This is a genomic window from Robertmurraya sp. GLU-23 (genome assembly GCF_052983275.1).
Window position 1 is genome coordinate 16080 of sequence record NZ_JBRKCV010000007.1, and the last position, 20980, is coordinate 37059.

Here is a 20980-nt window from a genome sequence, read left to right on the forward strand (position 1 = left end):
CAATATAAACCGTCAATTAATAGACATTTTAGACCGTCAGTAACACCATATCAATCATCCTTTTTTTGTCTCTCGAGTTGAGAGTATGGTCCCATTCAATCTTAAGAGAGGTTTGAAAATTGGAAATCATGTGACTCATTTTTTATGCGATCAAATCGTATAAAAGTGACTCAAATCTAAATTATCAAAAACAATTATGTAGAGATTTATGGGAAGATAGTACAAATGCTTTTTCAGAAAAGTAAAATTTACCATAAACCCTCTGTTGTTGTTTTAAAAGTTAAAATACTAGTTATAATTCTAGGGATGTAGATGAATGATTATAAATTATAAGCATACATTTTACTATGGAAGTGTTCTTAATAACTTTGAAAGGGAATGTGCATGGTACCTATATGGATTTTTTCCGCATCCCTTATTGGATTATCATTAGGGGGATTTCTAGCAGTTGTATTAGTTGGATTAAGGAACAATAAAAGTACCGTTATACTTTTTAGTGGGGGGATGATTTTAGGTTTACTTTTATTGGAAATAATACCAGAGGCACTTGAAGAGAATCATATTCTTTTATTAATTGGAATAATTATTTCTATTGCATTTTACATTATAGTGCATGATCTATTAGACAGATTCAAATTTATTAAGAAAGAATCTAATAATAGCAAATCTTTAAAGGCTGGATTGATTATTGTTGCCTCTTTATTAATGCATAACTTTCCTCTAGGTGTAACTGCAAGTAATCAATTACTAGAAGGCAACAGGACATTCCTTGTTGCAGTTTTGATTCACAACATACCGGAAGGGGTTATTCTAGTTAGTCCATTATTATCAGCAGGTTTGCCATTCATAAAAGTTATTGCTCTAATTATATGTGTAACAATTCCAACAACCATTGGTGCTTTTTCAAGCATGAATGATATTGTTGGTGTTGAAACAGTTATACAAATTGTCTTCCTAGGAATAAGTATTGGGATGTTATTATCAGTTGCCTTAAAAGAAATGATAATTCCTTACATAAAAGAGGGAAGAAGTAATATATTATCATATATAACACTAATATTGGGCTTTTTGTTGATCTATCTCGTATTTTAGGAAGGATTAATTAATGGTATAATATCTAATAATACTTGATAGAGGTGTATAGCAATATGTCTAATTATGAAAATGATGATTTAATAGAAAAAGGTGAAATAAATGATGACCTTGATGAGGAAACTTTATTTATCGTTTCTCAGACCTTTAAGGCTATTTCTGATCCTACAAGGATAAGAATTCTACATCTGTTATCGCAAAGGGAATATTCTGTAAATGAGATGGCAGATAAACTATCAATGTTGCAATCTACGGTATCACATCAATTAAGGTTTCTAAAAAACTTGAGGCTGGTGAAATACCGACGTGATGGTACGTCCATTTATTACACTTGTGATGATAAGCATGTTATGGATATACTTCAACAAACTATAGAACATGCGAGACATCATTGATATTCTTATTAGTATTTAAACATTATTTAGAGCAAAGAGACTAATTTGTTTCCTCCGTGGCTATCGATAACTCCTCGATAGCTTAATTTTTGTTTATTTTACACTGTTATTATATAGTTTTGAATCTTATAAGGATTGGGACAAAAAATAAGATTTTTGTTAAGGGTTAAGTAAGTTAAACTATTATATATGGTTATAATTGATTGTTTTATCATCAATCCTTTCGCTAGAACTGAAGGAACGTGCAGTTTTGACTTTTCTTAAAGCTAACCACCATAAATAAGCCATAAATGGGACTATAAATAGTAACCAGTTCACGAAAGAATTTATTATGAAATCATATGTTCCATGTAGGAGAAAAGGAATTAGGAGGGAGAAAGTTAAACATCTTCTCCTTATAGAAGTGCTAAACTTACCTGTTCCTAAGTAAAACCCCATAATTACTCCAAGTAAACCGTGTATGGAAACTGGTAAAAGTGCTCTACCTATGGCAACTTCGATACCATTTGCAAATATATACAGGATATTTTCAGCAGTAGCAAATCCTAAAGAAGCTGCTACCCCGTATACAACTCCATCATAAGGCTCATCAAATTCAACATGTTGATAAACTGTGTAAATTAAAATAAACCATTTGAAAAATTCTTCAAGTAGACCAACAGTTATAAACGACTTAATAAAATTAGAGTTTATTAGGTTTTCTACATCAATCACATACTCAATAAACATGGTTGGAAATACAAGTAGAGCCCCTAGGATAAACACTTTAAATACCAACGAAATAGGCTCTGGTTCATATTTATCTTTTAAGTAAAAATAACTTAATAAGGCTAATCCAGGTGCAATCCCAGCAGATAAGATCCCTAGCATAAACTTCCTCTTTCCGAACTGTTTTTTTAATCGTATCATTTAATGACGAAATAGCAAATGATTGTTTACTTTTTGAATTCACCTTTATATTCATATTCAGACTCATTATATAATAAGAAAGTAGGTGTTTTTATGGGAAGGAATAAAATGGTCAGATTAGTAGAAAATTAATAGGTATTTCTTATTAGATATATTTTAAACATAAGGAGAAGATGTTTTTTAGAGGAAGGAGAAAATGAAGATGAAGTGATTTCAATTGAATAAATTGTATTAAGTGTCCCAGCAATTGTAGTCTGCACTCTAACAAGAAAACTAAATAATAGAGGAGTATCGTCCATACCCTAGTTATTTCAATTGGTGTCTTATTCATGTTATAACAGGTTCTGTAGGGGCTGTTCCCATTCCTAATTTAATGACAAAGAATTTAGCAGAACCTTTCTAACCCTAGAAATACAAGAGTGTAAAGACATTCGAAAGGCAGAGAAGGGATAGTTTAAAAAGTCTTGAATCAACAGAGTATGCTCGTTTAGAGGAGACGCTATACTGATGGCATTGCCAAAACATTTGAAGCACTTATTAATTTTGCATTAATCGTATCTTTTGTAACGAGACTTACCATTCAGGCAGTCAATAGCAAATCAACTTTGATAAATAACGTCAGTGGAATAGTGATTGGTTAATTGTATTTTTTATAATAATAAAACGCTTTTCAAAGGGAAAAACTTTTAGGATATAACAAATGTTGAGGAAGGTGTGATTAATGTAAAGTGTCCAGAGTTATAAGGATGATGTGACTAACCACTAAAAAATGCGCGTACATTATTTGAGAAAGAAGAACCAAATGTTGTAGTTTATCTGCGAGAAAACATTTTAGAATAACTCTAGATTATTGTGGACAAAGTCAGGCAATCTGCTTTAAAGCTACAAGGGTCATTAGGGGGAAAGAGATACCACTCACTAGAAAGACTATGAAGAAGGACGGGGAGGAATTGCGTTAGTAACAATTGAAGATAACATAATCTTTATACAAGTCTATCAATAGTAAAGCGTTTTTAGTATGGATTTTATTCGTATCATTGGCAAACTACTTAGTAATTGCTATGGAGATGTGTTTGTTCTAGGATTACACTAATTTGTCTATACTAAAGATGCAAGTTACTCAGGTAACCGTTAAAATAAGTAGGAGTCACTTTTCTACATTATTCCTAAAGACACAAGGTTCTATTGAAAATATATGAAATAAATATCTGAAAAGTTCGTATAACTAATATGTCTAATAGTTAGGAGTGTTAGTTTGAAAACCGACAATAATAATCCGTTTCAAAACCATGAAATTACAACGGAAAACGAAGTGAGTATGAGGAAATTATTAAATGTAATAGGTATTTTTATCTTTGGTGGCTTAGTATTAACAAATTTCACTACTCCACTGCCTTCATATGAATCGACTAAAGAGTATTTAGTCTTTATTGCTGGAATTACTTTTATCTATTACCTTTTAGTAAATATATATTTCAAAGGAGGCCTAGGAAAAAAATAGATATACTTACCAAATTAACTTGTACTTGTATTTTATATCTTTCGATAAATTAAACTCAATATAATAACTTAGTAACAGGTGCTTTAGTTGAAAGGAAGAATAGAAATTATATGGTAAGAGTCTATGTTGCAACCAGGGGTTTAATGATTATTCGTTTCCAAATAGGTAAATATTGTCGCCCGAGCCCCTTAAATATATATGACTCTAATATGTTTATTATCCCAAATAATCATAAGACAAAATGTAAAGGGGGAAAATTTTAAAGCAGTTCAAGATAAACCTTCAAACTGCTTTTAATATATTTATTTTTGTGTCTGCTTATCTAGCTTTATAAAAATCATCAAATATATAATTATTGTAAAGGCAGTTAGAGCTAGAAATGGAATTGTAACTACTCCAAACCAATTTATATATTCCGTTGTACAAGGAACACCATTAACACAAGGTTTTATTTCTGCAAATCCAGGTACTTTTTGCAACATGTAATGATAAAAGGAAATGCACCATCCAATAATAGCCATAGGTAATACAATCTTTTTAATGGATAAATCATTTTGAAAAGTTCCAATCCCAAGTATTAGGGTTAGTGGATACATCAGAATACGTTGATACCAACAAAGTTCACAGGGTATAAAACCCCGAATTTCACTAAAATAAAGACTTCCCAGCATGGCGGTGGTAGAAACAATCCATGCCATATACAAATAAACTTGATTAGAATTAATTTCTTTCATTTTTATTTATCCTCTAATTCTTTATTTATAAGACTTTTAATTTTTTCATAGTCAAAAGGATCATCAAGCATTGTGCCGTTAACCATGATGCTTGGTGTCTGTTGGACATTGAAATCTTCTACTAGTACTGAATCTTTGTTTACTTCGTCTATTACTGACTGACTCTTCATATCTTCCTCCAACTGTGTCACATCGATATCAGGTATTAAGCTAGCAGTTTCCTGAATTTTCTCCATTGTGATCCATAATGAATCGTGGTCTTTATCTGGTTGTTCACTAAAAAGTTTTTTGTGGAAATCCCAATATCGCTCGGGATTTTGTTTATAGATAGCTTCAGAAGCTACAGAACCCAGTTTCGACTCGTCTCCATGAAATAAGACGTTAATGTATGAGAATTTAACTTTCCCAGTATCAACATAATCTTTTACTAACTGTGGAAAGATGGTTTCCCCCCAATTTTTACATGCAGGACACTTAAAATCACCGAATTCAACTACAGTTACAGGTGCTTCCGATTCTCCTAATGTTGGTTGACCTTCAATTGATGGTTGTATTTCATAACTAGTTCCTATGCTCGACTCAGAAGTTTTCTTATTTATTACAATTAATGCACTCAATATGAAAAATAAAAATATGGTGATAATTACTGCAACTTTAAAAGGTGAAGTCTTTCTTTTTGTCATCTTTATGACTCCTTTATTATGAGTTTGTAACTAATTAAAGTGATAGGTAATAAACCTATCGAATGACTAACTAATGCTTAGTATTAATGTTAGGTAAAAACAAATAACAGATAACATATTCATTAGGAACGATAAACTAGTAGGAGCTCTTCTTATAAATGAGAAAATTGATAAAACCAGGAAAAGGATTGCTAATAAGAAAAACGTAAAACCTGTTAAGTTTAGTACTAGCTGAACACTCATATCAGGTTGAAACTCTCCCTGATATAATATTGTAAATAATTTTGAAAGAACACCTTCTACTATCGTCGTTTCATGAGGAGGAGATTGTTGTCCTAATGCTGCTGTTGCAGAGAAAATAAGTAAAAGCACAATACTTTCTACTCGTACCCAGGGTGTAGGGTTAAAGGTAATATCTTTTTTTATTTTCTTTTTAACAAGTAAACTGTTTATCACTATGTATACCATTAACGGAATAATAAGGATATGCTTTATTAATAAGGCTTGCCCATAAGGGATCATCCACGAATTTGCATAATCCTTAAATTCTACAACAAAGGTCATTAGAATAAGCCCTGTTAAAATAGTAATAATGAAACAAAATAGAGCAATAGGAGTAAACCATTTTAAAAACTTTAACCAATTTGAATTACTTTTCGAAAACCAACTAACAACAATTAAAATCCCAACCCAAATAGTTACGGCAGTAAAATGAGATGTATGAGTTAAAAACCCTTTTACTTGATCATATGAGCTAGCATGACTGGACCAGCCTAGAGCAAGAATTAAGAAAAAGGTAAAGATAAGACCGATCCAGCTATATTTAGCTTTATTTTGGTAATCAAACCATATGACAAATATGTATAATAAATTTGCCACAATAAAAGTGAATACCCACGATTGTCCCACTTCAAACGTAAAAAGTACAGACAGGAAAGTTTGAGCAAAACCAATATCAGGAGATAAAAATAAAATTAATTGTAAAACGGGAAAAAATGAAAGAATGGCGATTCCGCCTGTTGCAATCATTAAAATTCCCTTTGGTACCATAATATCCGGACGGTGTGTACTTGGTATTAGATAAAGTACAAAACTTCCTAACGTTAATGAAAAGCAAAGGTATAACAATGTCTGACTAATAATTCCAATAGTAAGCATTTTCTATTTCTTCCTTTTCAAAATTAATAAGAAACTTCCAATAACGATAACTATCAGAATTCCAATAATAGAGGGTATAACATACGACGGTAATTTGTTTTGTTGAACATCTTCTTGTTCTGTTTCTATTCTTGTTTCTGTATCTGTATCTTCGTTTGTTTCGGTGTTCTCTGTATTCGCCGCACCATCTGGTTGAGATTGTGGTTCCTCAGTATTTTCGGGAGCGGTTTCAGAAACAGGTACATCTACCGAAAATGACAACTCGCCTTCTATTGGGTGACCATCTGCACCGATAATCTTCCAATTTATTTGATACGTCCCATTTTCTAATGGATTTATTAAACTTCCTACCATCTGAAATTCGGATAAAGTTATATTTTCAACGGGGATAGTATCTCCATTAGAATATTTAAGTTCAAATGTACTGTTCTGTTCGACTTTTGTTTCAAAATTTAGGGTAATTTGTTTTAATTCCTCTTTAATTACTTGTCCATTTTGAGGAATGGAACTTTCTAATCCTGTGTGAGCTAAAGCGTTGTTAACAAAGCCGATGAAAAAAATAATTGTTAACAGAGATAATTTTTTTAACATTAGTAACCTCCAAATAGTATTAACTTATTTACGAACTTAATTTTAGCAAAGTGTTATATCTAATTCAAAAACCCATTTGAATAAAATGTGACAAATTTGCAAACTTTCAACTTGATAATTATTGCTTGACAGGTTAGCATTCCTGTAGATCGTTACATATCAGGTTTGAAAAAAATAGAGCCCCTCAGTAAGATACGAGTATAGAGTCCAATCTAACTCAAAGTCTTAAGGAGGAAGCCCTACTATGAATTTTAAAATGCAAGACAAACAAAATCAACTAATAGAAAGAATTTCCGATACACATCTAATTGTAGGTGTGGATATAGCCCAACAATTACACGTTGCTCGAACTGTTAACTTCCGTGGAATTGTAGTGGGAGATCCTCTTACATTTGAAAATAATGAAGAGGGGTTCGTAAAACTATTAAGCTGGATTCAAAACTTACAAAAACTAAAAATATTTGAAACAACAATAGTAGGTATGGAGCCTACAGGCCATTACTGGCTAAACCAATCAAAATGGTTATATAACCAAAACATTGAGGTAGTAACAGTCAATCCCCACTTAGTAAAAAGGAATAAAGAAAATCGTGATAATACCCAATCTAAAAGTGATAAAAAAGATGCACTCGTTATCGCAGATATGGTCAAAAATGGCTACTATTCCTTTATTCGCCCTTCATCAGAATCATTTGAGAAACTAAGAGTTCTAATGTCTAATCGTGATGTAATTGTAAACGTCTTGTCATGTCTATTAATCAAATAAATCGATGGGTAGATGTTGTCTTTCCAGAGTTGCGACAAGTGTTTAACTATGTTTCGTGAAAAGGGGCCATCGCAACCCTTCGTTTATTTCCGACTCCAGGTGAAATATCTTCAATGGAGTCACTAGATGTTATGACAGGTTGGAAGTCATTAATGAAAAGACAACCAGAATCTAAAAAAGCTCAATTACTGATCAATCTAGCAAAATTATCTATTGGAACTGGACAAGCACTTGATGCTTAGAAATTTCATCTAGAACAATTATTAGAAGAATATTACCTCGCTGTAAAACAACCCGAAGGAGTTGAACAACAAGTAAAAGAAGTTCTCAATCAAATACCATTCGCAAAGAAGCTGCTTATGATAAAGGGAATAAGTGAAATCTCATTAGCAGGTATATTAGGTGAGGCTGGAGATCTAAGTGGATTTTCCCATGGAAATTCTCTATTACGTCATGCAGGATTACATTTAGCTGAAGCAAGTTCTGGTAAATGGAAAGGTCAGATTATCATTTCGAAGCATGGAAGGTCAAGACTACGACGTTTCCTCTACTTAGCAACCATGAGCCTTGTGATGAATAAAAGCCATGCATTCCCATAATGTTAAGGTTAAAAAGATAAAGAAAATGAACTCAATCCTGAAATGTATCGATAAACTAGAAAGGGTTTTTGTAGGAATAGCACGACGAAACGAGCCTTACTGTCCTAATATAATCCAAGAATTAATCCCTTTAGCTTAGAAAAAACCATTAGAGAATAAAATATATCAATAATAAAATAATTGAATTTAATTTTGTATGTTGTCTTATTCGTAGGATTTCAAATATGTACGGAGTACCAGGTTTATTTAACAATAGGGCACTGTGACCCATCAGGTTAGCATAACTGGCCTCCACCCCTTGGATAGGCATGACGAAGGAATGAGAGGGCAATTAACCCGTTGAGACATGGGAGGGAAAGCCTCCAGGGGCGGCGTGGAGATGTGCATCATATGGTAAAATATGGAGTAGTAGCTAACTCCTTTATTTAACTATGCCTTCACGAAGCCAAATGATCTGAATTCATTCCAATTACCCGTCATTCTTTTTATAGAGGTTATGGAATCCTGCGAATAAGTGAGCATTCAAGAGATATTCGTATCAAACTGAGGGAGTTTAATAAATAGTATTACTAAATGAAATTTTATAGAAGATATTAAGTAATTTAAAAACCGTTCGGAATTCGAACGGTTGGGTTATTTGTTAATAATTGGATTTAATTTTTTTCTAGTATGTAGGGTGATTTTTCCTAATATTGAATTTTTGTAGATCCTTTAATCAATTTGTTTTTCTTCTTGACCGAGTTCCCTTAACTCTTTGTCAGATTTTTTCTTGAATATATATATAACTCCTAGAGAGAAAAGAGATAGAACTAAATAAAATATAACAGTATACAACATTTGAATCACTTCCTATTTATTATAGATTAGATTGGTTAGTAATGGAAAGGATTTTGGGATTAGAAAAAATACCTTGTACTATAAAAGATTCAATAAAGATATAAGCCAGGATTTTGCTCATTTTCAATAAAATAAAATTGTTTGTAGTATTAACTAATACCTTTTTTCGAAGGAATTATTTACAGTTGTTTTTAAATATTCAATACTTTTTAGTCCTTTAAAGTAAAAGTAACCTTTCAACTTCATGTTAGCATAAAAATCAGGTCCTTGATATAATTCTATTAATAAAGATTAGAAAGACTATTCGTTTAATGTACAAATAAATTTAGAAGCACTCAAATAGAGTGCTTCTTTTTAAATAGAAGGGTAAAACGTCCTAGACCTCTATACTATATCAAAAGTTTGCAGAAACTGTGCATTTTTCAGAAAAACTGGTGAAAAGTTAAAGGTAATCTCAAAAAAACAAATATGTGTTATTTTAGATAAAAGAATAGATTGACTTTTTTTGGTTAAATATCATAATATATATGAGCATCTATTCATGGATAGATATTTGGAAAATTATTTAATACTAAAACAAGAGGAGTGTTCGTATGAAAAAATTGATTTTAGCAGTTTCTATGACTGGTGGTCTTATTGCTTTAAGTGCTTGCAGTTCTCAAACTACTAATTCAGAAGCAATAGTCCAGACAAAAGTAGGTAATATTTCAAAAGAAGAACTTTATACTGCCATGAAAGATAAATATGGTGAACAAGAACTTCAGCAACTTCTCTATGAAAAAGTGTTAGGTAATAAATACAAAGTAGAAAGTGAAGAATTAAATAAAAAATTTGAGGAATTTAAAGCACAATATGGTTCTAATTTTGAAATGATACTTGCACAAAATAATATAAAAGATGAAAGTGAATTTAAAAAAATACTTAAGTTTCAACTCCTAGTAGAAAAAGCCGCAATAAAAGACATAAAAGTTACTGAAAAAGAGTTGAAAGAAAGTTATGAAAACTATAAACCAGAAATAAAAGCAAGACATATTCTCTTAGAGGATGAGGAAACAGCTAAGGAAGTAAAGAAAAAGTTGGATGAAGGTGCCGAATTTGAAAAGCTAGCAAAGGAATATTCAAAGGATCCTGGTTCTGTTGAAGCAGGAGGAGATTTAGGGTGGTTTGGTTCAGGTAAAATGGTTCCTGAGTTCGAAAATGCTACCTATTCACTTGAAATCAATCAAATTAGCGAACCAGTAAAAACTCAAAATGGATTTCATATTATTCAAGTTTTAGAGAAAAAGGAAAAAGAATCGTTTGAAAAAATGAAAAATGAACTAGAATACAATATTAAGGTATCAAAAATCGACGACAGTAAAATTCAAGAAGTTTTACAAAAAGAACTGAAAGACGCTAATGTTGAAATAAAAGATGAAGATTTAAAAGGGTTACTTGAAACTGCTAGCACCCAACAATAATTCTTATAGAATTTCAAACGCAGTAGTAACAATTAAATAATGAACAGTTCACAATTCAATTTAATTTAAGAAGGATTTTTTTTACAGTATAAAAGAATGATTACCCGTTGGGCAATCATTCTTTTTTTTATAAATAGTTAAGTTTGGGAAGCGGTAAGGAATTTTGATTTTATTTTATATTGTTTCTTATCCATCTCTTCACTAGTTTGGGGGTACTTCGTTTTCTTTTAACTCTTTTGCAGTGTTTTTTGAAGGTTACTATTTATATTTGTCTAACTTAATTAAGGCCTCATTTTGGATTATATTTATTAAATGTTCTCCATACAATTCTTGAAGCCTTCTATAAATACTCAAATACATTTGAAAAATGTATTTTTCATCTTCTTTTACCTTCTCAAACCGAACGAGATTTCCATATTTGAGTCTTCTAAAGCCAAGTTTTAGTTCGACTTGTCTGTAAAAATCAACCTTATATTTTATTCCATACTCGTTCATTATTTCTTTTTGAGTATATAACTTAACTGGAAAAGAATTTATATGTAAATTCTCTTGTTGATTTTCAAATCTAACAACTCCATTTTCGTCAGTGAAATATTTTTTCTTCAAAATATCCGTAATTCTTGTCATATGAGATTGTAGAGTTAGCTTTTTGCCTTTTTCGTTACCTCTAGCAATCCTCTTTTTAATTTCGTCAATAAATTCAGGTTCAAAATCATTTTCTGAGAATTTCTTGTATGAGATAACCAGCTCTATTGAATTGCGGATGTGTTCTTTAAAATTATCTTCAGAGAGAAGTATTCTCTTAGTGAACAATCTAGCTCTTCTTTCTTCAATCCCATTGTCTTTTGCGTATTTCATTAAAATCATTTTACTAAGACGGGTAATTCGAATATGTTTCACCTCAGGGACAATCGTATTAATAACATACGGACCTGTACAATTAAGATAGGTAGCAGCATCATCTATCGTAAGACGATATCCATTCTCAATGTAGTGAAGGTATTCCGAACAAATATCCTTCCTACTTTTCGATTCGATTCTAATAAGATTTGTTTCTTTATAAGGTTTCTGTTCATTTTTTATTACTCGATCCATGTTAAATAAAGCCCCTTTTATATCAAAAAAACGTGTTTAATTTATTATTAACATATGTTTAAAATATAAAAAAGAAATTAAGAAAAAGGGCTTATACGCTCCTATAATTCTTTTCTTATAGTTTTCAAGGCATTATTTTATAATATTTCTTCAGATTCACCTTAAATACACATTAGCTTTGCTTATCCATCAAAATGGGTGTATTTGTTTTAATATGGTTGGGAAGTCTTCAACAACAGCTATTATGATATAACACAATTACCCTAAAATTTTGATGTTGAATAATTTTTAGGTCAATCACAAATTTAATCAATACAAAAATAGACAAAATAGAAATTAGATATATTAGTAGAAACCTAATCACATTACTTTTCATGGATTTAGAACGGACGAGATTATATAAAACCTTTGATATCCCTGAGTTTTTGTGATTTATATTCTATGAAGTTTCAAGGGATAGCCCCTAGTAAACAATTATTTATGGAAATGTTTAAAAACTATTGATTATAATAAATATGAACATATACTCACGAAATAAGGAGAGGTTTTATTTGCTTGAATCATTCTTTTACGTAATCTTTTTGTTAGTAGTAATTTGTTTGGTATATGGTTTATTTTTATACAAAGTTTATAAGCGGAGAAGAAGGTAATTAATATTAAAAAGGGAGAATATAAAATTATATGAATATGCAACATAAAGCACTTAGTGAACTTTATTTTGATTGGAACATACCGTTAATTATTGTTTGGGTGGCAATTACTTTTTTATATGAACATAAACGAAAAACTATGGAGTTCCATCTAACAAAACATCAAAAAATCAGCTTTCATCTTGGAGTATCGCTTTTAGCAGTATCATGGGGTTCACCACTAAATAGTGTTGGGCATTATCTTTTTTCTGTTCATATGTTCATCCAATCAATAATTTACCTTGCGGTCCCACCTTTAATTCTTTTCGGATTGCCAAAAAATGAAGTGGGGAAACTAATTAACAAATATAAAATCGTAAGGAAAACAATACATATCGTTACAAAACCTGTACTAGCTATTCTTTTGTTTAATGTTGTTTTTTCGTTTTATCATGTGCCTTTCATTTTTGATTTTATAATGGGAAATCAACTTTATATTAATCTATCCATTCTTTTTCTTTTCTTTCTGTCTTTCATTATGTGGTGGCCTATTCTTCCACCCGTTGATAGTATAGAAGGTATGAAACCGCTTTATAAAATAGCTTATATTTGTGGTATGGGTATTCTTCTTACTCCTGCTTGTGCCCTGATTATTTTTTCAAAGGATATTTTATATTCTTCTTACATGCATATGCCTAGACTATTCGGGATTGGTACACTGGATGATCAACAGGCTGGTGGTGCACTTATGAAAATTATTCAAGAGGCGATATACGGATCTGTATTGGCTGTAATATTTTTTAAATGGGCAAAAGAACAAAGAAACTTAGATTTAGAAAGTGAGATTGATAGAAAGGAAGAAGAGTATCTACAAAAATTTAGAAATATAGATACGGATTCATTAAGCTAAGATAATTCGAACGATTCAAACTGAGGAAAAAAGAAGAGAGTTTACCAAAGCCTTGGATGAATAAATTAATTGACTTTGGTTCTGATAAATAGAAAACAAGTGTATGGATTGAATCTATCCAATAGGTATACCTCAAATATTCTATTTCGCTAATGTGCAAATAAAATGCCTTGTTCTGCATAAAATCAGTAGGACTAAAAAAGAAGATAAGCACTTAGGCAATCGAAAAACTTTGTTGAGTGGTCTAACTCTTTTAATAAGGTAGAAAATATCAAAATATCTTTAAATGATTTTTTTATTTTTTATATGGAAGTAATTTTAGTTCATTCCGATAGGGAAATGATAACTTTAATAACCCACTAACAGGATAGATAATTTTATTTGAAAAGAAACTGTAATAAAATTGTTTTAGTATTCGACAAAAACAGATGTTATTATTTAGATAATAGGAATTAAAACGACAAAATAACTGAAGAATTCCCATATTTCTCAGATTCTAAATATAGTTAAAGGTGAGGTAAAAAGTGAAGAGTACAATAATTTCAGTTTCAGTTCTTACTTTGTTAGGGTTCGGAGTAACTTTATCAGAAGTGCCGACAAAAGTATTAGCTAAGGCTAATTTAGAAGACTTGAAGGAGCAAAAAAATGAGATTGATAGTAAACAGTCATCCATTGAATCTGAAATTGGTGATACGGAAAAAGAAGTAAACAAAATTAAAAATGAACAAGCAAAATTAGATGCTGAGATTAAACAGTTAGATTTATCAATTACCGAAGCAGAAGAACAAATGCTGTCAAAACAGAATGAAATTAGGGAAACCGAGAATCAGATTTCTAAATTAAAAGAGGAAATAAAGATAGTCGAAGAACGAATGGCAAAGCGTAATGAGCTCCTAAAAAACCGCGCTCGTTCCTTCCAAGAGAATGGTAGTATGATTAGTTATATCGATGTTTTGACAGGAGCAAATGACTTTAGTGAATTTATAGATCGGGTAGAATTAGTTACCACCTTATTAGAAGCAGATAGAGCTATTCTAAGAGAGCATAAAGCAGATAAAGAACTGCTGGAGGAATCGAAGAAAAACTTAGAAAAAGAGGCGGAAAGTCTTCTAATAAAACTTAAAGAAATTGAAGTGTTAAAGCAAAACTTAAATACACAGAAAGATGAAAAAGATAAGTTAATGGCATCTTTGGAACTAGAGGAAAAACAGTTAGAAAACTATAAAATGGATCTTGAGGAAGAAGGACAGCTATTATCCTCTCAAGAATCAGCTATAAAAAGGGCAATTGAATTAGAACAAGAACGCCAAGCAAATAAAGCTAAAGAAGCCCAAAATTCCGGAAGTGGTGCTTCTGTTTCGGCTCCACCTGTTTCTAGTGGTTATTTTACAAGACCAACGAGCGGAGTTGTATCATCAAGTTTTGGTTCAAGATGGGGTGCAAATCATTTTGGGACAGACATTGCTCAAAAAGGTACAGTACCTGTTGTTGCAGCAGCTGACGGGGTTGTTATAAATTCATACTACTCATCTAGTTACGGTAATGTGGTCTTTATATCCCATTCTATTGAAGGTGTGACCTATACAACAGTATATGCTCATATGAGCAGTCGTTTAGTTGGTTCTGGTGAAGTTGTTTCTAAAGGTCAAATGATTGGTTACCAAGGTAATACAGGTCAGTCATTTGGACAACATTTACATTTCGAGCTTCATAGAGGTGCATGGAATTCTGGAAAAACTAATGCAATAAGCCCTATTGGCATTGTCCCATTGTAAATAATTATTAGATTATAAGAACTAAATAAAAGAACAACCTAGAGCATCTCATTAGGTTGTTCTTTTATTTATATAAGCATATGGATTTTTTTAGATAAATATCTATTTTATTAGGTTAACAGACCGGTGCCCATTAAGTAAACTACTAGAACGTAAAGTTTATCGTGTCAAAACGGGTGAGAATCGGAAAATAAGAATGCATCCTTTATTTATTTTAAAAATTTTATACTAATGCATTAAATACATAACATTTGTCCAAACAAATCACTGTTACCTTTTATACTTTCGATGAATTTCTTTTAATGCCTTTATCCGTTGTTCATCCTCTTCGAAAAATTGTACCAGGCCATTTATACAATCCAATGTTTTCAGACTAAGATGGTGTTCAATTCTTTCAACTTCCTCATAGATTAAATCTTCGTCAACCCCAATGATCCGAAAGAGAGATTCCAATAATTCATGTCTATAAACAAGTTGTTTTCCTATGTTTTGACCATATGGAGTAAGAATTATTCCACGGTACTTTTCATAGATTAAATATTTATTTTGATCTAATTTTTGAACCATTTTCGTAACCGAAGAAGGGTTGACACCAAGAACATTAGCTATATCAGACACACGTGCATACCCCTTATTTTGAATAAGTAAATAAATTTTTTCAATATAATCTTCCATACTAGGTGTAGGCATATAATCCTCCTATATATTCAATACCTTTATACATTATAACGAAATTTGAATAAAAGTTGCACTGTCATCATAAGTTAATGAAATATTTTGTTTTTTTTTGTAATTTCTTAATAATCTTTAGTACTGGTTCCCACATTTATTATTTAAAGTATCTACTTTAAATAAAAATTCAATGAAGTTAAATACTATATATAACTTGTGCATTTTCGAAGGTACTTTTAGAGGAGGATATGATGATTAATACAAATTTAAAGAAAGCTGAAAGAGGAGTTTGGATTAGTATTTTAGCATATATTTTTCTTTCAGTTATTAAGTTGATTTCTGGTAATATAGGTAATTCGGAAGCCTTAAAAGCCGATGGGATAAACAATCTAACGGATGTTATTGCATCAGTGACTGTTTTAATTGGGTTGAGATTTGCCCAAAAACCTGAAGATGAAGATCATAAATATGGTCATACAAGAGCAGAGACTATTGCCTCTTTAATAGCAGCAATAATTATGTTTATAGTAGGACTGCAAGTTGTTACAGAGGCCTTTAAAGAATTTTTTTCTCCAACGGATGAAATACCAGAATTATTTACTGCATTTATAGGTCTTTTCAGTGCCATTTTTATGTATTTTATATATAGATATAACCGTAAATTATCAATGGAACTTGAGAGTAAGGCACTTTATGCAGCTGCACAGGATAACCGTTCAGATGCATTAGTTAGTATTGGTGCTGTTATTGGGATAATTGGTTCATATTTAGGTTGGGGTTTCTTAGATCCTGTTATTGCTGCAATAGTAGGCTTTGTCATTTGTCATACTGCCTGGGAAATATTTAAAGAGGCTGTTCATGAATTAACAGATGGTTTTGATGCTGCAAAGCTGAAAGTGATTGAAGAAGTAATAAAGAATACACCTGGTGTTACCTTAGTTAAGGATTTAAAGGCAAGGGTATCCGGTAACATAACAACTGTTGACGCTATAGTGTTTGTTAAGTCAACTCTTTCAGTTCATGAAAGCCATTTAATAACTAATCGAATTGAACAAAGCCTTCAAGATATTTACAATATCCAAAGGGTCCATATACATATTGAACCTTATTAATATTGCTTTACATTATTGGATAATTTTGATTGGTAATGAAAATATTGGGTGAACAATACAAAGAAAAATGTGTTATAAAGAAAATCCTATAGTGGGGGAGACATAATAAAAGATTATGACAAAAAAACCGCATTTCCTGCGGCAGAAAAGAGTAGGTAGTGTTTCATACTTACAACCTAAGTATTGCTTCTAATATTGTGCTTTAAAATGTAATAATTTCCTAACTTTATTTTCAGGGATAATATCAAAGCACACTCAGGAAGTTGGAAATCCTATATTCTTAAGGATTCTGAGAAGGAAAATGATAAACTGATATTTATATTTGTACAACTACCACATTCGTCCGTTATTTTAGGAGCAGAATATTCGGTATAAAAGGTAAAAAAAGCTGTCACAAGTCAGAAGACAACTTTTTCTGTTTTTATCAACCTAATAAGAAAATTTATCTCTTTACCAATCTTAGTAATATACAATGACAATCGCCTATATCATTCATAGGATATTAAAGAAATGGGGTGAAAGGCACTGAGAGAAAATACAAAGAATATTCTATAAATTTGACAATGAGGAACAGCTTACCTAGCTTGAAAAAAGAGTATCCATTGCTTCTGGATGATATTCATTGGCTCATTACTAGAGGGAGTTCAATATGTTCTAAATGAGAAACAAGTATTACAAGTAATTTGGATTCAGACCATAGGGTAATTCTTTGACAGTTATGGTATAACAAACAAACTCTTTCAAGAGAGGAAACAATTTTGGGTTGACTTAGGAATAATCTCAAATATAGGGATTGGATACAGAGTATTAGGTGGTATTCTTGAGGCTTACCAAGAGAACTAGTTAATAATGAAGATATAGAAAATTTGAAATCATATCTACTTATTCAATAATTAGAATAATTAGATATATATTTTCAAGGAGACCGGAAGATGGACAATAATAATTTTATTGAATACGGAGTTTCACTAAAAAAGATTGGCGAGGGAATAGTTTAATCTTCAATATACTCTGTTATTCATATTGGTGAGGATCTAGATATAATGCTAGATAAACTAGAACGTCAAGTAACTTCACATGAAACAAATGCTGTCCGATTAGAATCAATAGCCCCTCCAAGTATTATAGAAAAAGAGCATTTAGAATTAATCGATTTTTTAAGTTACCAAGCAATAAGAAAGAAATATATAATTGAAAACATTAAATTAAGCGGGGAAAATATTAATTTGGAAGAAATCTTTACCGAATTAAAACAATTAGACAATAAGGGATTTAATATTATAAATATATTTAAATCAATGATTTTAAATTTGTTTAATAGCTTAGAGAGGTGACTTTCTAAAAAATGACCTTAAGTCCTAATCTACAAAATTTTTATGGTAAAGAAAATGATAGGTTACTTAAATCCTGTAATTCTGTTTAGTTATTTTGGTTATTTCGATTGTCTTTTCTCATCTTTGTAAGCCCCTTTTTCTAAAGAATTAGGCTGTAAATACCATTGATTCTAAGGCTGCTTCACCATCTTCGAACCATGACCAGATAAGATAAATTGAACTGCATACTGCTTTTTCTATAGGAGCCAATCCATTGTGTTCACGTTATTAAATGTGTTTAATATATCTTTAAAGAAGAAACATGTTGGGTCTTCTCAAAAGCATCAAGATAATATCTTTCCAATCAGTATGCAATCTAGTTTATTCAAAAAAGTCCCTTTGGAGATTCCAAAGGGACTTTAAATTTTTGAAAAAGATTATTGAGTTTATTTAGTGGTTGGGTCTAATTGGATTGATTTCTCTCCGTTTTTGCTTCTCTAAAAGTACCTATTAGTAATAAGAATACCCCACTAATAAGGAAGACATCTGCTGTGTTGAAAATGGGGTAATTTATAAATCGGATATCAAACATATCAGTTACTTCTCCGAAGATTAATCGATCTGTTACATTGCCAGCGGCACCACCAATAAAAAAACCAAGGGCTAATCGTGTTAGTTTATCCGTTACTTTTCGGGAATAAAAGATCATTGCAATAATGGCAATAAAAGCTATGCTGATTAGAAAGAATTTTTGTCCCGAAAAAATTCCCCATGCAGCTCCTGGATTACGATGGGAGGTTAGATGGAAAAAGTTATTAATAATAGGAATGGTTTCACCATATTCCAAAAAGTTTCTGGTCATATATTTAGCAAGTTGGTCAATTGCTAGTGTGATAAGAGCAATCCAGTACAAGACTTTTCACCTCAACATTATAATATAGAGTTCCTATTATTTACACCCCCTCGCATAATATCTTTAAAACGTTCAAATAATTATTTGAGTATTTTGTATTTCTAGATTAAAATTAATAGGGAATTATGTCAAGATTCAAATAAAAAAAGGGGGAGTTTTAACGATTTCCGACAGAATTCCCCTTCCTCAAGGAATGTGAAGGGCGAAGCCTAATGAGTAGGGAGGGGATGATTGTCGGTTAGGTGACAGTCTAAAGGCTCTTTATTTGCACATTTTTACATTCAGTCGTGGAATATAAATGTGAGGTGAAAACAGTGCATTTAGATACAAATAATCATTCAGTATTCAAATTGAATTACCACCTTATTATGGTTGTGAAGTATCGTAAAAAAGTTATAGATGATACTATCTCAACTAGATTGAAAAACATGTTCGAAGACATTGGGGCAAAGTACCACATTGCTGTTCAAGAGTGGAATCATGATGTTGACCATGTGCATGTTCTGATGACAGCTAAACCAAATTCAGAATTATCTAAGTTCCTCAATGCTTATAAGAGTGCTAGTTCGCGAAAAATCAAAAACGAATTTCCTCAAATCAGAAAAAAGTTATGGAAGGAATACTTTTGGTCGCAAAGCTATTGTTTATTAACGGTAGGTGGAGCACCTTTAGAAGTCCTAAAACAATATATAGAAACACAAGGTGAAAAAAAGGGGGTGTAGGACATGTTGAAAGGATATAAGTATCGTATTTATCCAAATAGGGAACAACAAATATTCTTTGTCAAAACATTTGGATGCGTACGTTTTGTATACAACAAAATGCTTGCTGATAGAATCAATTCTTATAAGGAATCTCAAGAAAGTATTGATAAAACCATCAAGTATCCTTCACCCGCACAATACAAGGTGGAATTCCCTTTTTCCTGAAAGAAGTGGATAGCCTTGCTTTAGCTAATGCTCAAATGAACTTAAGTAAAGCATATGCTAATTTCTTTCGGGACAAATCCCCACCTTCAAAAGCAAAAAAGAGAACTACCGAAGCTACACAACGAATAATCAAAAGGGAACGGTCTGCATTGAAAATGGCTATATCAAACTACCAAAATTAAAAACGATGGTACGAATCAAGCAACACAGACAGTTTTTTGGCACAATAAAGTCTGTTACGATTTCACAAACACCAACAGGGAAGTTTTTTGCTTCTGTTTTGGTGGAGGAAAACGAACAGTTATTTCCTAAGATTGATACTAGGGTTGGCATTGATGTTGGATTGAAACACTTTGCTATCCTGTCTAACGGAACTAAATACAAGAATCCCAAATGGTTGAGCAAAGCTGAGAGAAGATTAGCTTTCTTGCAACGCTCTTTGTCACGCAAAAAGAAGGGTTCGAAGAGTCGCAACAAGTTGAGATTGCAAGTTGCAAAACTACATGAAAAAATCGCGAATCAACGGAAAGACTTTCTTCACAAAATTAGTAATGAAATCACAAACGAAAACCAAGTCATTGTGATTGAGGACTTAAAAGTGAAGAATATGCAAAAGAATCACAAGTTAGCCAAAGCTATCAGCGAAGTATCGTGGTCTAAATTCAGAGAATACCTTGACTATAAATCAACATGGAAAGGTCGCGACTTAATAATTGCACCTAAAAATTATGCGAGTAGTCAGTTATGCTCTTGTTGTGGTTATAAAAATAAAGAGGTAAAGAATCTAAATCTACGTGAATGGGATGTCCAGTGTGCAATAGTCATCATGATAGAGACATAAATGCAAGTATCAACTTGCTAAAACTAGCCATGTAAAATGGTAACTTTCATAGGGGCAGGAACTGCC

Annotated in this window: 17 protein-coding genes and 2 pseudogenes; 11 read left to right on the forward strand and 8 right to left on the reverse strand. The window is 31.6% G+C overall.

Annotated features, from left to right (window positions below; all coding sequences use genetic code 11):
- Positions 1-384 precede the first annotated feature (384 nt).
- The gene (locus ACVBAX_RS12830; protein ID WP_447117382.1) at positions 385-1092 is read left to right on the forward strand and encodes a ZIP family metal transporter; all 708 of its coding nucleotides are present in this window, start codon (positions 385-387) and stop codon (positions 1090-1092) included.
- 56 nt (positions 1093-1148) lie between these two features.
- Positions 1149-1487, forward strand: a complete 339-nt coding sequence (locus ACVBAX_RS12835; protein WP_447117383.1) for an ArsR/SmtB family transcription factor — start codon at positions 1149-1151, stop codon at positions 1485-1487.
- A gap of 183 nt (positions 1488-1670) precedes the next feature.
- Here ACVBAX_RS12835 and prsW read toward each other — a convergent pair whose 3' ends face one another.
- Positions 1671-2357 (reverse strand): glutamic-type intramembrane protease PrsW, encoded by a 687-nt coding sequence (gene prsW, locus ACVBAX_RS12840; RefSeq protein WP_447117384.1) that lies wholly within the window; start codon positions 2355-2357, stop codon positions 1671-1673.
- Between the two features lie 1294 nt (positions 2358-3651).
- Between prsW and ACVBAX_RS12845 the strand changes: the two genes are divergently transcribed.
- Complete coding sequence (locus ACVBAX_RS12845; RefSeq protein WP_447117385.1) at positions 3652-3897, forward strand: hypothetical protein; 246 nt, start codon at positions 3652-3654, stop codon at positions 3895-3897.
- A 302-nt stretch (positions 3898-4199) separates the two neighbouring features.
- Here ACVBAX_RS12845 and ACVBAX_RS12850 read toward each other — a convergent pair whose 3' ends face one another.
- The 4 genes from ACVBAX_RS12850 to ACVBAX_RS12865 form a co-directional block, all read right to left on the reverse strand.
- On the reverse strand, positions 4200-4622 hold the full coding sequence (locus ACVBAX_RS12850; RefSeq protein ID WP_447117517.1) for a disulfide oxidoreductase: 423 nt from the start codon (positions 4620-4622) through the stop codon (positions 4200-4202).
- A gap of 11 nt (positions 4623-4633) precedes the next feature.
- Positions 4634-5314, reverse strand: a complete 681-nt coding sequence (locus tag ACVBAX_RS12855) for a DsbA family protein (protein ID WP_447117386.1) — start codon at positions 5312-5314, stop codon at positions 4634-4636.
- Positions 5315-5380: 66 nt separating this feature from the next.
- Positions 5381-6472: a copper resistance D family protein gene (locus ACVBAX_RS12860; RefSeq protein WP_447117387.1), complete on the reverse strand. Its 1092-nt coding sequence runs from the start codon at positions 6470-6472 to the stop codon at positions 5381-5383.
- A gap of 3 nt (positions 6473-6475) precedes the next feature.
- Positions 6476-7063 carry a copper resistance protein CopC gene (locus tag ACVBAX_RS12865; RefSeq protein WP_447117388.1) on the reverse strand — a complete coding sequence of 196 codons (588 nt, stop codon included), beginning with the start codon at positions 7061-7063 and terminating at the stop codon, positions 6476-6478.
- A 244-nt stretch (positions 7064-7307) separates the two neighbouring features.
- Between ACVBAX_RS12865 and ACVBAX_RS12870 the strand changes: the two are divergent.
- Positions 7308-8567, forward strand: a pseudogene (locus tag ACVBAX_RS12870) (IS110 family transposase).
- A gap of 1291 nt (positions 8568-9858) precedes the next feature.
- Positions 9859-10725, forward strand: coding sequence for a peptidylprolyl isomerase (locus ACVBAX_RS12875; protein WP_447117389.1), 867 nt, complete (start codon positions 9859-9861; stop codon positions 10723-10725).
- A 258-nt stretch (positions 10726-10983) separates the two neighbouring features.
- Here the strand turns inward: ACVBAX_RS12875 and ACVBAX_RS12880 are convergent, their stop codons facing one another.
- A complete protein-coding gene (locus tag ACVBAX_RS12880) occupies positions 10984-11820 on the reverse strand; it encodes a hypothetical protein (protein ID WP_447117390.1) in 837 nt (278 codons plus the stop codon).
- Positions 11821-12501: 681 nt separating this feature from the next.
- Between ACVBAX_RS12880 and ACVBAX_RS12885 the strand changes: the two genes are divergently transcribed.
- Both ACVBAX_RS12885 and ACVBAX_RS12890 read left to right on the forward strand, forming a co-directional pair.
- Positions 12502-13359, forward strand: a complete 858-nt coding sequence (locus tag ACVBAX_RS12885; RefSeq protein WP_447117391.1) for a cytochrome c oxidase assembly protein — start codon at positions 12502-12504, stop codon at positions 13357-13359.
- Positions 13360-13883: 524 nt separating this feature from the next.
- Positions 13884-15134: a murein hydrolase activator EnvC family protein gene (locus ACVBAX_RS12890; RefSeq protein ID WP_447117392.1), complete on the forward strand. Its 1251-nt coding sequence runs from the start codon at positions 13884-13886 to the stop codon at positions 15132-15134.
- A gap of 270 nt (positions 15135-15404) precedes the next feature.
- Here the strand turns inward: ACVBAX_RS12890 and mntR are convergent, their stop codons facing one another.
- Complete coding sequence (mntR, locus tag ACVBAX_RS12895; protein WP_447117393.1) at positions 15405-15824, reverse strand: transcriptional regulator MntR; 420 nt, start codon at positions 15822-15824, stop codon at positions 15405-15407.
- Between the two features lie 230 nt (positions 15825-16054).
- Here mntR and ACVBAX_RS12900 point away from each other — a divergent pair, with 230 nt between their 5' ends.
- A complete protein-coding gene (locus tag ACVBAX_RS12900) occupies positions 16055-16918 on the forward strand; it encodes a cation diffusion facilitator family transporter (RefSeq protein WP_447117394.1) in 864 nt (287 codons plus the stop codon).
- A gap of 1043 nt (positions 16919-17961) precedes the next feature.
- On the forward strand, positions 17962-18252 hold the full coding sequence (locus ACVBAX_RS12905; RefSeq protein WP_447117395.1) for a hypothetical protein: 291 nt from the start codon (positions 17962-17964) through the stop codon (positions 18250-18252).
- 442 nt (positions 18253-18694) lie between these two features.
- Here the strand turns inward: ACVBAX_RS12905 and lspA are convergent, their stop codons facing one another.
- Positions 18695-19144: a signal peptidase II gene (lspA, locus tag ACVBAX_RS12910; protein ID WP_447117396.1), complete on the reverse strand. Its 450-nt coding sequence runs from the start codon at positions 19142-19144 to the stop codon at positions 18695-18697.
- A 314-nt stretch (positions 19145-19458) separates the two neighbouring features.
- Here lspA and tnpA point away from each other — a divergent pair, with 314 nt between their 5' ends.
- Both tnpA and tnpB read left to right on the forward strand, forming a co-directional pair.
- Positions 19459-19866, forward strand: coding sequence for an IS200/IS605 family transposase (gene tnpA / locus ACVBAX_RS12915; protein WP_447117397.1), 408 nt, complete (start codon positions 19459-19461; stop codon positions 19864-19866).
- 3 nt (positions 19867-19869) lie between these two features.
- Positions 19870-20949, forward strand: a pseudogene (gene tnpB / locus ACVBAX_RS12920) (IS200/IS605 family element RNA-guided endonuclease TnpB).
- Positions 20950-20980 lie beyond the last annotated feature (31 nt).

Coding starts and splice junctions, on each gene's coding strand:
- ACVBAX_RS12830 (WP_447117382.1), top strand. CDS start 385: ATGGTACCTATATGGATTTTTTCCGCATCCCTTATTGGATTATCATTA.
- ACVBAX_RS12835 (WP_447117383.1), top strand. CDS start 1,149: ATGTCTAATTATGAAAATGATGATTTAATAGAAAAAGGTGAAATAAAT.
- prsW (WP_447117384.1), bottom strand. CDS start 2,357: ATGCTAGGGATCTTATCTGCTGGGATTGCACCTGGATTAGCCTTATTA.
- ACVBAX_RS12855 (WP_447117386.1), bottom strand. CDS start 5,314: ATGACAAAAAGAAAGACTTCACCTTTTAAAGTTGCAGTAATTATCACC.
- ACVBAX_RS12860 (WP_447117387.1), bottom strand. CDS start 6,472: ATGCTTACTATTGGAATTATTAGTCAGACATTGTTATACCTTTGCTTT.
- ACVBAX_RS12865 (WP_447117388.1), bottom strand. CDS start 7,063: ATGTTAAAAAAATTATCTCTGTTAACAATTATTTTTTTCATCGGCTTT.
- ACVBAX_RS12875 (WP_447117389.1), top strand. CDS start 9,859: ATGAAAAAATTGATTTTAGCAGTTTCTATGACTGGTGGTCTTATTGCT.
- ACVBAX_RS12880 (WP_447117390.1), bottom strand. CDS start 11,820: ATGGATCGAGTAATAAAAAATGAACAGAAACCTTATAAAGAAACAAAT.
- ACVBAX_RS12885 (WP_447117391.1), top strand. CDS start 12,502: ATGAATATGCAACATAAAGCACTTAGTGAACTTTATTTTGATTGGAAC.
- mntR (WP_447117393.1), bottom strand. CDS start 15,824: ATGCCTACACCTAGTATGGAAGATTATATTGAAAAAATTTATTTACTT.
- ACVBAX_RS12900 (WP_447117394.1), top strand. CDS start 16,055: ATGATGATTAATACAAATTTAAAGAAAGCTGAAAGAGGAGTTTGGATT.
- ACVBAX_RS12905 (WP_447117395.1), top strand. CDS start 17,962: ATGCTAGATAAACTAGAACGTCAAGTAACTTCACATGAAACAAATGCT.